The organism is Arthrobacter sp. 210 2 (genome assembly GCF_059093025.1).
In genome coordinates this window covers 105,401-119,416 of the sequence record NZ_JBNHIE010000011.1, presented here as the reverse complement: position 1 = coordinate 119,416, position 14,016 = coordinate 105,401, and the positions used below count along the sequence as shown (strand labels likewise).

At 66.9% G+C, this 14,016-nt stretch carries 11 protein-coding genes, 1 tRNA gene and 1 pseudogene; 7 read left to right on the top strand and 6 right to left on the bottom strand.

What is annotated here, in order from left to right; all coding sequences use genetic code 11:
• Positions 1–22: 22 nt before the first annotated feature.
• Positions 23–1,158: pseudogene (locus AC5RWA_RS18380) on the top strand (LLM class flavin-dependent oxidoreductase).
• A 202-nt stretch (positions 1,159–1,360) separates the two neighbouring features.
• Here AC5RWA_RS18380 and AC5RWA_RS18375 read toward each other — a convergent pair.
• Both AC5RWA_RS18375 and AC5RWA_RS18370 read right to left on the bottom strand, forming a co-directional pair.
• Positions 1,361–2,098: a hypothetical protein gene (locus tag AC5RWA_RS18375; protein WP_494058599.1), complete on the bottom strand. Its 738-nt coding sequence runs from the start codon at positions 2,096–2,098 to the stop codon at positions 1,361–1,363.
• Positions 2,095–2,832, bottom strand: a complete 738-nt coding sequence (locus AC5RWA_RS18370) for a hypothetical protein (protein ID WP_494058598.1) — start codon at positions 2,830–2,832, stop codon at positions 2,095–2,097. The genes AC5RWA_RS18375 and AC5RWA_RS18370 overlap by 4 nt, the downstream gene beginning before the upstream one ends.
• Before the next feature lie 251 nt (positions 2,833–3,083).
• Here AC5RWA_RS18370 and AC5RWA_RS18365 point away from each other — a divergent pair, with 251 nt between their 5' ends.
• Together AC5RWA_RS18365 and AC5RWA_RS18360 are read left to right on the top strand one after the other, a co-directional pair.
• Positions 3,084–4,739 carry an ABC-F family ATP-binding cassette domain-containing protein gene (locus AC5RWA_RS18365; protein ID WP_494058597.1) on the top strand — a complete coding sequence of 552 codons (1,656 nt, stop codon included), beginning with the start codon at positions 3,084–3,086 and terminating at the stop codon, positions 4,737–4,739.
• Positions 4,740–4,785: 46 nt separating this feature from the next.
• Positions 4,786–6,699 (top strand): ABC transporter ATP-binding protein, encoded by a 1,914-nt coding sequence (locus tag AC5RWA_RS18360; RefSeq protein ID WP_494058596.1) that lies wholly within the window; start codon positions 4,786–4,788, stop codon positions 6,697–6,699.
• Here the strand turns inward: AC5RWA_RS18360 and AC5RWA_RS18355 are convergent.
• The 3 genes from AC5RWA_RS18355 to AC5RWA_RS18345 form a co-directional block, all read right to left on the bottom strand.
• Entirely contained in the window at positions 6,696–7,118 is a 423-nt protein-coding gene (locus AC5RWA_RS18355) for an NUDIX hydrolase (RefSeq protein ID WP_275727068.1), read from the bottom strand. The genes AC5RWA_RS18360 and AC5RWA_RS18355 overlap by 4 nt on opposite strands.
• A complete protein-coding gene (locus AC5RWA_RS18350) occupies positions 7,118–7,606 on the bottom strand; it encodes a DUF6314 family protein (protein ID WP_494058595.1) in 489 nt (162 codons plus the stop codon). Before AC5RWA_RS18350 ends, AC5RWA_RS18355 begins: the two co-directional genes overlap by 1 nt.
• Position 7,607: 1 nt before the next feature.
• Positions 7,608–7,680, bottom strand: a tRNA-Arg gene (locus AC5RWA_RS18345).
• An 82-nt stretch (positions 7,681–7,762) separates the two neighbouring features.
• On the opposite strand from AC5RWA_RS18345, the gene AC5RWA_RS18340 reads away from it, so the two are divergent.
• The gene (locus AC5RWA_RS18340; protein WP_115524221.1) at positions 7,763–8,521 is read left to right on the top strand and encodes a DUF998 domain-containing protein; all 759 of its coding nucleotides are present in this window, start codon (positions 7,763–7,765) and stop codon (positions 8,519–8,521) included.
• Here AC5RWA_RS18340 and AC5RWA_RS18335 read toward each other — a convergent pair.
• Positions 8,514–9,143: a hypothetical protein gene (locus AC5RWA_RS18335; RefSeq protein ID WP_494058594.1), complete on the bottom strand. Its 630-nt coding sequence runs from the start codon at positions 9,141–9,143 to the stop codon at positions 8,514–8,516. The genes AC5RWA_RS18340 and AC5RWA_RS18335 overlap by 8 nt on opposite strands.
• A gap of 32 nt (positions 9,144–9,175) precedes the next feature.
• Here AC5RWA_RS18335 and AC5RWA_RS18330 point away from each other — a divergent pair, with 32 nt between their 5' ends.
• From AC5RWA_RS18330 to AC5RWA_RS18320, 3 genes are all read left to right on the top strand, one after another.
• Positions 9,176–10,006 (top strand): inositol monophosphatase family protein, encoded by an 831-nt coding sequence (locus tag AC5RWA_RS18330; protein WP_079597821.1) that lies wholly within the window; start codon positions 9,176–9,178, stop codon positions 10,004–10,006.
• 82 nt (positions 10,007–10,088) lie between these two features.
• Positions 10,089–12,638, top strand: a complete 2,550-nt coding sequence (gene pcrA, locus AC5RWA_RS18325) for a DNA helicase PcrA (protein ID WP_494058638.1) — start codon at positions 10,089–10,091, stop codon at positions 12,636–12,638.
• Between the two features lie 92 nt (positions 12,639–12,730).
• Complete coding sequence (locus tag AC5RWA_RS18320; RefSeq protein ID WP_494058593.1) at positions 12,731–14,011, top strand: glycosyltransferase; 1,281 nt, start codon at positions 12,731–12,733, stop codon at positions 14,009–14,011.
• The last annotated feature ends 5 nt before the right edge of the window (positions 14,012–14,016 follow it).

Sequence of the window (14,016 nt, the reverse complement as noted above, 5' to 3'; positions counted from 1 at the left end):
TCCGCCTTCCCGCCGCGGGAATATGCAAATGCATCCAATGCTTGTAGTCGGCATGGAACTGGGAATCTTTACCTTCGGCGATATCCACGCGGACCCCGTCAGCGGGGCGGCTGTCTCCCCGGAGCAAAATACGCTTGACCTGCTCGAGCGCGCACGGCTGGCGGACCAGGTGGGGCTCCACTATTTTGGCGTAGGGGAGCACCACCGCCCGGACTACTCGGTTTCCGCGCCGTCGGTTGTACTGGCCGCAGCGGCCGCCCAGACGCGGAACATCAAGATCGGCAGTGCCGTGACGGTGCTCAGCACCGAGGACCCCGTGCGGGTGTTCCAGCAATTCGCCACCCTCGACCTCATTAGCCAAGGCAGGGCGGAACTCACCGCGGGCCGCGGCAGCTTCATCGAGTCGTACCCGCTCTTCGGGCGAAGCTGGAGGACTATGACGCGCTCTACGAGGAAAAGCTGGACCTGCTGCTGAAGCTCAATGCTGCCGGACGCGTTACATGGAATGGGAGGTTCCGGCCGCCCCTGGACGATGCACTCATCCTGCCCCGGCCCTATCCCGGTCCGGACGGGCAGCGGGCACTGGACATCTGGATCGCCACGGGCGGTACCCCGCACTCCACCGTCCGGGCAGCTGAGCTGGGCAAGAGCGTGATGTATGCCCTGCTGGGTGGTTCAGTCCGCAATTTTGAACGCCACGCGGAGCTGTACCGCGAGACGGCGGCCCGGCACGGGCATGCGCCGGAAGGGCTGAAAGTTGGCGTGAGTACGCCGGGGCTTGTCCTCCGCGACGGGACATCCGGCGTGGCCAGGGCCAAGGAAACCTTCCGGCCCTACTGGCTCGACACGATGCGCCGGCTTTCTGCCGAGCGGGGCTTTCCCACACCCAGCGGACTCACGTACAACATGGAGACTGCCCCTGGCGGTTCGCTCTTCGTGGGCAACGCTGAGCAGGTGGCGGAAAAGATCATCCGGATGCACGGCCACATGCAGCAGCACCGGCAGATCTTCCAGCTGGACTTTTCATCGGTACCTCAGCGCCTGGTGCTTGAGTCCATAGAGCTGCTCGGAACGGAAGTCCTGCCGCTGGTCAGGAAGGAACTGGGTGCCGCGGCGCCGGGAGGATCCGCAGCTGCGGTGAATGCGGCTCAGGCCTGACACGCAGGCAATACCGGGCTTAAATAGGCTGAGTGGGGGCGGTCCCCAACGGCCGCCACCACTCATCCCCCCAATGTCGTGTGAAGGCCCCCGGGGCGGGAGCGTCCAAGAATTTATCCCCGTTCGTAAACGCCCTGCGCCCCACCTTCACACATTCATGATTGTTTCACATTCTAATGATTTTGTGAAAGCGCTTAGGGAGTTACTTTTCGGTATATGTCTCCCTGCCCCCGGCAGTCCTGCCGTTTTTCACCCTCGCCGCCCAAATCAGCGCCAAACCAATCACAAAACACAGCACCGCCGTATAGTTCACCACGAACTCAACCGCGGCCCAGTCCCGCGGGATGACCGGGAAAAGCAGGGTGAGGGCGATGGCGATCCCGCCCACTGCCAGCAGTCCGGCAGCGACGCGCACCAGGCCCGGCAACCGGCTTCCCACGGCGCGGACCATGGCTGGCAGCAGAACCAGCGAAACATAGGAGGGATACGCCCGGCCGGCCGCGCCGTAGTACTCCACCAGCAGGCCGTTCCGGGAATCCTTCCTGGCCGGGCCCACAAGCCCCGCCGAGGAGCCTGCCGTGTCCATCATGAAGAACACCGCCACCATGGCCAGGGAGATCAGCAGCAGGACGGCCATTCCGGCCCTTCCCGTGATGAGCCGGTAGGCACCCTCGGCACCAAACCCCTTCGTGACCCGGACGCCCACAAAGTAGATGGCGGCGAAGATGACGAAGCGCAGCAGCAGGTTGGCAATGTTGCTGCCGCCCAGGGCCTGGTCGATGGCAACGTAGGGCGCCTCGATGCTGAGGAGGATGGCCAGGGTCATCAGGGCGAAGATGTAGAACAGCGACCTGTTCTTCCCGCGCAGCGCACTGGGTACGCGGGCCACCGCAATCAGGCCGCAGACGGCCAGCGTGGTCCACTGAAGAATTGCAATCATCCCAGGTTCTCCCAGATCTTTTCCGTCTGCGCTTGGTCGTGCTCCTGCCGGCGCAGGACTTTGCCCAGGGCCTGCAGCCTGTCGCCCGCAAGGGCAGTAAGGTCGCCGTCGGACATGCTGTCCAGCGCCGCCTGCCGGGCATCCGAAGGCCACCCGGCCTCTTCCTCGGTGATAAGGCCGGTGGCAACCAGGCCACTCGCCGGTCCCACCCCGGCCGCCAGCGCCGTGGCTACCGCGAGTTCGGGGGACAGCCGGTTGGCGGTCAACTGCGCGGAATAGTTTTGCGGCGCAACTCCTGTGGCGGCCGAGACCCGGTGCCGCACCTCGCCGTCGTCGATGGCATCCACCCAGTTCTTGACGGAGGTGGCGTGCGGTGCCGGGCTCAGCGCGGGGGGCTTCTCCCGGGATCGCCGCGCAGGGTCCATCGCCTGCCTGGCCAGCAGGGACCGGAGAAGGTCCGGCGTCGAGATCTGGCTGACCAGCTCACAGCGCGTAGGGGGACGCGGAGGCCCGGCCAGTTCCCGGTACGGCTCGAAGTCCGCCAGGGCCGCCACCGGATTGATGTTGTAGGCGCGGCTGATGCTGACCACGGTACTGACGGAGACCTTGCCCCGGACCAGCTGCTGCGCAAGGGTGGTCCGTTTGATCCCGGAGACCCTGCAGACATCTGCCGTGCTGGCATCGGGGGCGATGCCCTGCAGCCAGCGCTGGAACGCCTTGGCGGGAAGGGTCATGAAGGGCTCTCTGCAGAACGGACGGTTGACTCGATTTTAGCGCGCCGATGCGGAGCCGATTTTACCGCCCGTGGTGTTTCGACTATGCTTGATGGTCGAGCCCGTTGGTCCGTACACCCCCCAAGTCCGGACCAGCGGGTTCTTTTATGTCCTGCGGCCCGGCGGCATTTTCCCTGGTGTTCCGCACGGGCAATGCCGGCACGGTTCCGGCAGGAAACCGGCTGCGGATGCGCCGGTGAAAGGACGGATCGATGACTGCAACCCTTGTTGCCAAGGACGTCGCCGGCGGCCACGACCACCGCCAGCTTTTCTCCCGGCTTTCCCTCACGGTTGCTCCCGGTGACGTGGTGGGAGTGGTGGGTGCCAACGGCGCGGGCAAATCCACCCTGCTGCGGCTCCTCGCCGGCGTCGACCAGCCGCAGGAAGGCAGCGTCAGCCTTGCTCCCGCCGATGCGTTCGTTGGTTGGCTTCCCCAGGAACATGAACGAGTAGTGGGCGAGACGGTGGCTGGATACATCGCCCGGCGCACGGGCTGCGCACAGGCCACCGCGGAGATGGAATCCACGGCAGAAGCATTGGGCGCAGGCGCGCCGGGTGCCGATGACGCCTACTCCCACGCTTTCGACAGGTGGATGGCCTCCGGCGCCGCGGACCTTGACGACCGCATCCCCGCCGTCCTGGCCGACCTGGGACTGGAGGCGGGCCCCGAAGCACCCATGACCGGACTTTCCGGCGGCCAGGCCGCGCGTGTCGCCCTGGCGGCGCTGCTGCTCAGCCGGTTCGACGTGGTGCTCCTGGACGAGCCCACCAACGACCTTGACCTGGCCGGCCTCGCCAAGCTGGAGGACTTCGTCAAAGGCCTCCGCGGCGGCGTGGTCCTGGTCAGCCACGACCGCGAGTTCCTGGCCCGCTGCGTCACCACGGTGGTGGAACTGGACCTGGCACAGAACGCGGTAGCCGTTTACGACGGCGGCTACGACGCCTTCCTGGAAGAGCGGGCCGTCGCGCGGCGGCACGCCCGCGAAAAGTACGAGGAGTTTGCCACCACCAAGGCAGACCTTGTCTCACGTGCGCGGACGCAGCGCGAGTGGAGCTCGCAGGGCGTCCGGAACGCCATGAAGAAGAGCCCCGACAACGACAAGATCCGCCGGGCAGCCAGCACCGAGTCCTCCGAAAAGCAGGCCCAGAAAGTCCGGCAGATGGAATCCCGCATTGCCCGGCTGGACGTGGTGGAAGAGCCGCGCAAGGAATGGCAGCTCCAGTTCTCCATCGGCAAGGCCCCCCGCTCCAGCGCCGTGGTGGCAACCCTCCGCGACGCCGTGCTGCGGCAGGGAAGCTTCACCCTGGGACCGGTCAACCTGCAGCTCAACGCGGGGGAGCGGATCGGCATCACCGGCCCCAACGGAGCCGGCAAGTCCACCCTGCTTCGCCTGCTCCTGGGCGCGGCCGAACCGGATTCGGGCAGCGCCTCGATGGGCGCCTCTGTTGCCATTGGCGAGATTGACCAGGCACGCGGGCTGCTGGCGGGGCACCTTGCCCTGGCAGACGCCGTCGAGGCCGTCCTGGTGGACCAGACCCCGGCGGAGGTCCGTACCCTCCTGGCGAAATTCGGCCTGAAGGCGGATCACACGGCCAGGGCGGTTGACTCCCTCTCGCCGGGAGAACGGACCCGCGCCGCATTGGCCCTGCTCCAGGCGCGCGGTGTGAACCTCCTGGTCCTTGACGAACCCACCAACCACTTGGACCTGCCGGCCATCGAGCAGCTCGAAGAGGCACTGGACAGCTACGACGGCGCACTGCTCCTGGTAACCCACGACCGGCGGCTGCTGGAGAACGTGCGCCTGGATGTACGTTGGGATGTGGACAGCGGGACGGTCACCGAGCAGCGCATCGGCAGCAGTATTTGAACGGAAACGACGGTATGGGCAGTAATGTGAGCGCGGAGCAGCAGCTATGAGCATGGAAGGCGTCGCCTGGAACTCCCTGTACAAGATCACCCGGGCCAAGAGCGGTTCCAAGCCGTTCTCCAAAGACACCCTGAAACGGGTCCTGGCCTTCGCCCGCCCGCACCGCGGCAAGCTGCTGGCCTTCGTGGCGCTCTCGATCGTGATGGCTTTCCTGGCCGTGGCCACTCCTGTCCTTGCGGGACAGGTGGTGGACGCGATCGTGGCCAAGGCCGGCGCGGGCGAGGTGCTCCGGCTTGCGCTGCTCATCGCCGTCGTCGCCATCGCCGAGGCGGGGGTGGGCCTGGTCAACCGCTGGCTTTCCTCAACCATCGGCGAAGGCGTCATTGTGGACCTTCGCACGCGCGTCTTTGACCACGTGCAGAAGATGCCGATTGCCTTCTTCACCCGCACCCGGACCGGTGCCCTGGTCAGCCGCCTCAACAACGACGTCATCGGCGCGCAGTCGGCATTTGCCGGCACCCTGTCCGGAGTGGTCAGCAACGTGGTGGCGCTGATCCTCACCCTGATCGTGATGCTGGGCACTTCATGGCAGGTGACAGTCCTGGCGATGATCCTGCTGCCCGTCTTCCTCATCCCGGCCCGGCGGATGGGATCCAGGCTGGCCGACCTGCGCCGCGAGGCAGCGGAACACAACGCCGCCATGGGCACGCAGATGACCGAACGCTTTTCGGCGCCCGGCGCCACGCTGGTCAAGCTGTTCGGCCGGCCCGCAGAGGAATCCCGCGAGTTTGCGGTGCGCGCGGGGCGGGTCCGCGACATCGGCATCCGCACCGCGATGCTGCAGTTTACGTTCGTCACCGCCCTGACCCTGGTCTCCGCCCTGGCCCTGGCGCTGGTCTACGGGCTGGGCGGCTGGCTGGCGATCACCGGCCAGCTCGCACCCGGCGATGTGGTGGTCCTGGCGCTGCTGCTCACCCGCCTCTACGCCCCGCTCACCGCCCTGTCCAACGCCAGGGTTGAAATCATGAGCGCCCTGGTCAGCTTTGAGCGCGTTTTTGAGATCCTGGACCTGAAACCCCTGATCCAGCAAAAGCCGGACGCCGTCCCTGTCCCGCCGGGCCCGGTGTCCGTGGAGTTCGACGACGTCCGCTTCGCCTACCCCGCGGCGGACAAGGTCTCGCTGGCCTCGCTGGAGGAGGTGTCCACGCTGGACACGCGCGGCGGCGAGGAAGTGCTGCACGGCATCAGTTTCCGGGTGGAGCCGGGCCAGACCGTGGCCCTGGTGGGTTCCTCCGGAGCGGGCAAATCGACCGTCGCCCAGCTGCTGGCGCGCCTGTACGACGTGGATTCCGGCGCGGTCCGGCTGGGCGGCGTCACGCCGGGCACCGGACTGGATGTCCGGGATGCCACCTTCGACTCCCTTCGCGACACCTTGGGCATGGTGACGCAGGACGGCCACCTCTTCCACGAAACCATCGCCTCCAACCTGCGCCTGGCCCGGCCGGATGCCACCGACGAGGACATGTGGGAGGTCATCCGGCAGGCGCGGCTGGAAACGATGATCCGGTCCCTGCCCGACGGGCTGGACACCGTGGTGGGGGAGCGCGGCTACCGCCTGTCCGGCGGTGAGCGCCAGCGCCTCACCATCGCCCGGCTGCTGATCGCCCAGCCCCGGGTGGTCATCCTGGATGAGGCCACCGCCGCCCTGGACTCCACCAACGAGGCCGCCGTGCAGGCCGCCCTGGGCGCCGCACTCGAGGGGCGGACCGCCGTCGTGATCGCCCACCGCCTGTCCACCATCCGTGCGGCGGACGCCATCCTGGTGGTGGAGGACGGCCGGATCGTGGAACGCGGCACCCACACCGAACTGCTGGCTGCCGAAGGCCGCTACGCCGAGCTGTACCGGACGCAGTTCGCCGAGGCCACGGCGGTGGCCCAAGAGGCCGTCCCGGAGCTTTAGGCGTCCGGCTGTGCGCCCAGCTCCGGCAGGATGTGGTCCGTCAGCAGCGGGGCAAGGTCCGGCGGCAGTGCTGCGCCCCGGTCAAGGGCAGCGAGGTCCAGCCAGCGGATCTCCGCGATCTCGGCCGACGGGTGGGCCTGCCACGTCCCCGGCGCACGGAACACGGTGGCTTCAATGTCCGTGGCGGCCTCGTTGGCGGCATCGGCGATCCAGACGCCCATCAGCTCCAGATCCCGGGGATCGATGACGATGCCCACCTCCTCCGCCAGCTCGCGGGCGGCTGCCTGGACTGCCGTTTCGCCGGCCTCGGGCTTGCCCCCGGGGTGCATGAACATGCCGGTGCCGCGCTTCCGCACTGTCAGGAGCCGGCCCGCTGGGTCGAACACGCAGACGGCGGACACCACGATGCGTGCCTTCATCAGGCAGCACTCCGAACGAGGCGGGACGCCAGCAGAAGGTCCTTGCGCGGCCCGGTGACGTCCCAGCTGAAGCTGAACGCGTCCGGCCCCTCAAGCGTGTAGGCCACGCGGTAGGTGTCGGGATCGCACCAGTGATTGTCCAGGTTGGCCTCCGGGGTGAAGCTCATCCGGTGGAACGGACGCCCGTCGGGGAAGAACACGTCCAGGGCGTCGGGGCGTCCCGCTGCCGGCTTCAGCAGGTATTCACGCGAGGCGGGGCCGGTGAAGGAGGGCCAGCGCATGGTGCCTTCTTCGCGGAGCGCCAGGCCGCCGTCGTCCGTTGGAGTGAAAAGTACGACGCCGGAAAAGGTTCCGCGGGTGCCATCAGCACGGTCCAGCAGGTCCCGCTCAAGGGTCCAGCGGCCGGCCGCCGGACCGCCGGCGGTACCAGGCAGGGCAGCGCCCAGCAGGTAGGCGCGGAGGTCGAACTCTGGGGAGTCAAGGTTCAAGTGCCCTCGATTGGAATCGAACCAACGACACCGGCTTTAGGAGAGCCGTGCTCTATCCACTGAGCTACGAGGGCGGGCGTCCGAAGATCGGCAGGGCCGGTCCGGCCGGACACGGATACAAGCATACAAGGTGTCGGGCCGTACTACGCTCAAAGCATGAGTTCAGCCGCGTCCGCTACCCCCGCAGTGGCCTTTATTCCGGATACAACCTCCACCCGGCAGTACATCGGGGCGTGGTCCGTGCTGAGCGTGCTGCAGTATTTTGCGGCCGAAGCTGCAGTGATCGGGGCTTGGGCGGGTCCCCGGCCGTACGACCTGCGGACCGGGTACATCAGTGATCTCGGTGCAATCAACTGCGGCATCTATGACGGCCGGGAGGTCTGCTCCCCGCTGAGCTGGCTGATGAACGCCTCGTTCGTGGTCCAGGGCCTGGGGATGCTGCTGGGCGCCCTGCTGCTCAGCTCCGGGCTGCTGTGCGTGGCAGCCCGCGCCGGCGTCCGGGTCCAACCCGGGCAGCGCAAGCCGTGGCTGGCGGCCGTCTGGGTCCGGGTGCTGGCCGGGACGGCAGGGGCAGGAACCGTCATTGTGGGACTGGTCCCCGAGGACGTGGGTTCCTTCTGGCACTTTGCCGGAGCGGTCATGTACTTCCTGGCCGGCGCCGTTGCCCTGCTGGTGCTGGGAACCCTGTGGTTGCGGAAATCCGGGATGGCCTGGTTCATCCTGGTGTGCGGCGGGGTATCCCTGGCTGCGCTGGCCACCGGAGCCCTGACCGGGATGGACGTCCCCGAGCCCGGGACCCTGGAACGGCTGATGGGTTATCCCGTGACGGTGGGGATGGCGGCGGCGGGCCTAGTTATTGCCCGGCGCGTGCACCGGCACCGGAAGCAGGTACGCGCCGCAGCGGCCGTCAGGTAGCGGTTTTTGCCTTCCGCGGCTTGAACACCACAGCCGCGGCTCCGGTGAACAGGCACAGGACCAGGAGAACCCAGCCGGCAACGGTGAGGCCGGACGCCACGGCCACCTGGCCGGCATCGGGCGCACCGGCAGCGAGCATTCCGTCGATGGCGACGTTGCCCCACAGACGGGCCACCACGAACAGCAGGAGCAGCGCCCACAGCGTCCAGCGCACCGCCCTGCGGGCCACGTTGGTCCCGATCAGCAGCAGCCACGTGAAGCCGAAAATCAGCGGGAAGAGGGTTCCGGCGGTCTTGTGGACGTAGTTGAGCTGCCCGCGCGCGTCATCGTCCATCGCCGCCTGCAGCTGGCCGATATACCCGGGATCGAAACCGCCCACCAAGGAATCCGGCATGGCCAGGCCGCCGGACAGCTGCCGGAGCTGGTCCAGGGTCAGCAGGTGCAGGTACCAGAACAGGAAGAGGCTTGCCACCACCCCGGCAACCAGGATCAGGTTGCTGTTGCTTTCCGCTTTCTCCGGCGTGCGGGCCGTGGTGGGGTTGACCACCGGCGGCAGGTGGTGCTGCGGCACCACCGCTTTGGAGCCGTGCTTCTTGATCCGCTGGGCAGGGGTTTTGGCCATGGCACCATTATCCCGCCCCATAAACTGAAGCCATGACCAATGGCCGGCACAGCGCAATAGAACTTGACCCCTCACTGGACGACCACCAGCTTGCGGCGGCACTGGTCCGCGAAGCCGGGCAGCTGGCGCTGCTGATGCGGATGGCCGGGCTGCAGTCCCAGCAGAAGACCTCCATCTCGGATGTGGTGACAGCCGCCGACCATGCCGCAGAAGCCTATGTGCTGGAGCAGCTCCAGCGCTGCCGGCCGGAGGACGGCATCCTCGGCGAGGAGGGGGCCTCGGTCAAGGGCAGCAGCGGCCGGACCTGGGTGATCGATCCCGTGGACGGCACCTACAACTTCCTGCACGGCTCCACCTACTGGTGCTCCGCCATCGCGCTGAAGGACACCTCCGACGTGCTGCTCGGCGCCATCTACCAGCCGGAGGAGGACAAGCTCTGGCTGGGCGGCCGTACGCACCCGGCCACCCTGAACGGGGAGCCGCTCACCGTCTTCCAGGACAACAGGGGAGCGCGGAACGCGACGGCGGTCGCCGAACTGGGTGCCGCCACCTACATCCATCCCCGCTGGCTCATGGACCCGTTGTGCGCCATGCCGTGGCACGCCGCGGCAACGTCCGCCGCGACGCTCCGCATGCTGGGTTCGGGCTCCTGCGACCTGGGCAGGGTGGCGGACGGACAGATGGGCTGCTGGTTCCAGCACAGCTGCCCGGAATGGGACTGGCTGCCCGGCAAGGCCATCGTCCGGGCCGCGGGCGGCGCCGTGGACACGGTCCGGGTCAACGGCCTGGAATGGTTCATGGCAGGAGGAACGACGGCGGTACGGGAGTTGCGTGCGGCCCTTGAGTCCGGCTCGGTCGCCTGAGAATTACTGCCCCGTCCTTCCGTAATCCACAGGCTGGAAGTGCGTGTCGGTCCCACCGCCTAGACTTGTAGGCACCATGGATATGTTGTTTGACCCGTACTCTGACGGACCGTTCAAGGCCGCTCCCGCAGCGGCAACCCGCACCAAAACGCGTCCTGACGGCGTGGCCACCGCGGCCGGTCCGGGCGGCAGCGCGCCCTCCTGGAACCCTGAGGGCACCCGCCATGGGGGCGGCGGGCAACCTGGCGGCCAGCACGGGGACGACCAGTCGGGGAGCCACCGGCAGGGTGCCCGGCGGCCGGACGCGGCCCAGCTGCTGGAGGGACTGAACCCGCAGCAGGAGGAAGCGGTTAAGCATGCCGGCTCCGCGCTGCTGATCGTGGCCGGTGCCGGTTCGGGAAAGACCCGTGTGCTCAGCAACAGGATCGCCTACCTGATCGCCACCGGGCGTGCCCACCACGGCGAAATCCTGGCCATCACCTTCACCAACAAGGCCGCCGCCGAAATGAGGGAACGCATCGAAGCCCTGGTGGGCGGCCGGGCCAAGATCATGTGGATCTCCACGTTCCACTCGTCCTGCGTGCGGATCCTGCGGCAGGAGGCCGCAAACGTCGGCCTGAAATCGAACTTCTCCATCTACGACTCCGCCGATTCCCTGCGGCTCGTCACCCAGGTGTCCAAAGCCCTGGACCTGGATCCCAAGAAGTTCGCACCCAAGGCCATCCAGCACAAGATCTCTGCGCTGAAGAACGAACTGATCGACGCCGATTCCTATGCCTCGGCAGCGAACTACAACGATCCCTTCGAACAGGCCGTGGCCGAGGTGTACAAGGGCTACACCCAGCGGCTGCGCCAGGCCAACGCCATGGACTTCGACGACCTCATCGCCGAGACGGTCTTTATGTTCCGCGCGTTTCCGGCGCTTGCCGAGTCCTACCGCCGCCGGTTCCGCCACGTCCTCGTGGACGAATACCAGGACACCAACCACGCCCAGTACGCCCTGGTCCGCGAAATCGTGGGGGAGGGGCCCGGCGCATCGGAGCTTACGGTGGTGGGCGATTCCGATCAGTCCATCTACGCCTTCCGCGGCGCGGACATCCGCAACATCGTGGAGTTTGAAAAGGACTATCCGGAGGCCCGCACCATCAAGCTGGAGCAGAACTACCGCTCCACGCAAAACATCCTCAGCGCGGCCAACTCGGTGATCTCCCGCAACCCCAACCGCCCGGAAAAGCGGCTATGGACCGCGGAGGGCGAAGGCCACAAGATCATTGGCTACGTGGGCGAAAACGAGCACGACGAAGCACAGTTCATCGCCAAGGAAATCGACCGGCTCCAGGACGAGGACAACCTCCGTCCCGGCGACGTCGCCATCTTCTACCGGACCAACGCCCAGTCCCGCTCCATCGAGGACGTGCTGGTCCGCGTGGGCCTGCCGTACAAGGTGGTGGGCGGCACCCGCTTCTACGAGCGCAAGGAAATCAAGGACGCCCTCGCGTACCTCCGGGTCCTGGTCAACCCCGACGATGACGTCAACCTCCGCAGGGTCCTCAACGAACCCAAGCGCGGGATCGGCGACCGCGCCGAAGGCGCCGTGGCCGCCTTGGCGCAGCGCGAGCGGACATCATTCATGACTGCCGCCCGCCGGGCTGAACACGCGCCGGGCATGGCAACCCGTTCGGTCAACGCCGTCCTTGGCTTCGTGAAGCTGCTGGACGACCTTGCAGAGGTGGCATCCGGTTCCGGCGCCGCCGCGGCACTGGAAGCCGTCCTGGAACAGACCGGCTACCTTGCCGCGTTGCGTTCCAGCACCGATCCCCAGGACGAGTCCCGGGTGGAGAACCTGGCGGAACTTGTCGCCGTCGTCCGTGAATACGAACGCGACAACCCGGAAGGCTCGCTCGAAGCGTTCCTGGAACAGGTGTCCCTGGTGGCTGACGCCGACCAGATCCCCGATGCCCCGGGAGCCGATATCGACTCCGCGGTAGCCGAGGCGAAGCGGCTGGGCGTGGTCACCCTGATGACGCTCCACACGGCCAAGGGGCTCGAATTCCCGGTGGTGTTCCTGACCGGCATGGAGCACGGACTGTTCCCGCACCAGCGGTCGGCAACCGACCCCAAGGAACTCGCCGAAGAACGCCGGCTGGCGTACGTGGGCCTGACCCGTGCCCGGAAGCGGCTGTACGTCACCCGCTCCGAGGTCCGCAGCATGTGGGGCCAAAGCCAGTACAACCCTGCCAGCCAGTTCCTGGAGGAGATTCCTGCCGAGCTGCTGGAGTGGAAGCGTGAAGGTACCAGCCGGCAGGCCGGCGCCTGGGGCGGCGGATCCATCGGTTCGGGCCGCTACAGCGGATCCTTCTGGGGTGCAGGCACTGCCCGCGGCGCGGCAGCTGACTCTTCTGCCGGCTTCAACGCAGACGTTCCCGCCGTCATCGCCCGGAACCGCGTGCAGCCGCAAAAGGAAATCGTGGCCGTCAGCGTGGGGGACAAGGTAAACCACACGAGTTTTGGCAACGGGACGGTTCTGGCGCTGGAAGGCGCAGGGGACAAAACGGTAGCCAAGGTGAAGTTCGACGTCGGCGAAAAGCGCCTGCTGCTGCGGTACGCGCCGCTGACCAAGCTGGACGCGTAGGCGAACGGGGCGGGCCCTTGCCCGCTTCCGTCATTCGCGGCTACAGTTCAGGAACTTCCCCCAGCAGGGGTACCCGAGGTCGGAGTGGGACCATGAACATCCTGTTCGCGAGCCAGGCAATTGATGGCCACTTCAATCCAATGACCGGTGTGGCCATGAAGCTCAAGGAACGGGGCCACGACGTCCGGTGGTACACCGGCCCGGTGTTCACGGAAAAGCTCAAGGGCCTCGGGATTCCCCTGATTCCCTTCAAGCGCGCCATCGAACACCGCGCCGACAACCTCTTTGAGCTGTATCCGGAGCGGGCCAGGCTCAAAGGGCCCCGGGCCATCGGCTTCGATGGCGAAAAGATCTTCGCCAGCAACATCAGCAACTTCTTCGAGGACATCCGTGACCTGCAGCAGGAGTTTCCCTTCGATGCCCTGGTGGTGGACAGCTCCATGTTCGTCCAGCGGCTCGTATCGCACCTGCTGGGCAAGCCGGTGGTGAATGTCGCGGTGATACCCAACATGGAGAGCGATCCGCTGGTGCCCCCGCTCTTCTTCGGCTTCCGGCCGCCGCGGAACCCGGCCGGGAAGGCCCTGCAAACCGTGGCCGGTCAGCTGTCGGACAAAATCATCCTCCGCCCTGCGCACCAAAGCTACCGGCGCCAGCACACCTTCTACGGCCAGGACGTGCCCAAAAGGGGCAGGCTCACCGACGATGCGTACCGGTGCTCGGACGCCGTCATCCAGGCCGGCACGCAGTCCCTTGATTTTCCGCGCCGCAACACCAACCCCAAAGTGCACTACGTCGGGGCGCTCCTGCCATACCGCCGCCCAGGCGCCGACGTACCGGAAGAGCTGCCGCCCGGATACTCCACAACCATCGTGGTCACCCAGGGCACCGTGGACAACGCCGACCAGGACAAGCTCATCATTCCCGCGCTGGAGGCGCTGCAGGACATGGATGCGCTGGTGATTGTGGCAACAGGCGGCAGGGGAACCGCCGAACTGAACCGGCGCTACCCGCAGCCAAACATCCTCATCCGCGACTATGTGGACTTCGCCGCCGTCTTTGAGTCCACGGACGTCTTCGTCACCAACGGCGGGTTCGGCGGCGTGCAGTTAGCCCTGTCCAAAGGCGTCCCGCTGGTGGTGTCCGGCATCAATGAAGGCAAGAGCGATGTCAACGCCCGCGTGGAATATGCCGGTGCCGGCATCAACCTGCGGACCGAGGCCCCCTCGCCGGAGAAGATCAGGAGGGCCGTGCACTCCATCCTTGCGGAGCCGGGGTGGAAAGAACGGGCGCAGCAGATGCGGCAGGACTTCGCCCGGCAGGACCCTGCCGAGGCCGCGGCAGACGTTGTGGAAAGGGTGGTCGCCTCCAGGTGAACCCC

What these genes read in the sequence shown, in the direction of transcription:
- AC5RWA_RS18375 (WP_494058599.1), bottom strand. Translation starts at nt 2,098, where the DNA reads ATGATTGCAATTCTTCAGTGGACCACGCTGGCCGTCTGCGGCCTGATT.
- AC5RWA_RS18370 (WP_494058598.1), bottom strand. Translation starts at nt 2,832, where the DNA reads ATGACCCTTCCCGCCAAGGCGTTCCAGCGCTGGCTGCAGGGCATCGCC.
- AC5RWA_RS18365 (WP_494058597.1), top strand. Translation starts at nt 3,084, where the DNA reads ATGACTGCAACCCTTGTTGCCAAGGACGTCGCCGGCGGCCACGACCAC.
- AC5RWA_RS18360 (WP_494058596.1), top strand. Translation starts at nt 4,786, where the DNA reads ATGAGCATGGAAGGCGTCGCCTGGAACTCCCTGTACAAGATCACCCGG.
- AC5RWA_RS18355 (WP_275727068.1), bottom strand. Translation starts at nt 7,118, where the DNA reads ATGAAGGCACGCATCGTGGTGTCCGCCGTCTGCGTGTTCGACCCAGCG.
- AC5RWA_RS18340 (WP_115524221.1), top strand. Translation starts at nt 7,763, where the DNA reads ATGAGTTCAGCCGCGTCCGCTACCCCCGCAGTGGCCTTTATTCCGGAT.
- AC5RWA_RS18335 (WP_494058594.1), bottom strand. Translation starts at nt 9,143, where the DNA reads ATGGCCAAAACCCCTGCCCAGCGGATCAAGAAGCACGGCTCCAAAGCG.
- AC5RWA_RS18330 (WP_079597821.1), top strand. Translation starts at nt 9,176, where the DNA reads ATGACCAATGGCCGGCACAGCGCAATAGAACTTGACCCCTCACTGGAC.
- pcrA (WP_494058638.1), top strand. Translation starts at nt 10,089, where the DNA reads ATGTTGTTTGACCCGTACTCTGACGGACCGTTCAAGGCCGCTCCCGCA.
- AC5RWA_RS18320 (WP_494058593.1), top strand. Translation starts at nt 12,731, where the DNA reads ATGAACATCCTGTTCGCGAGCCAGGCAATTGATGGCCACTTCAATCCA.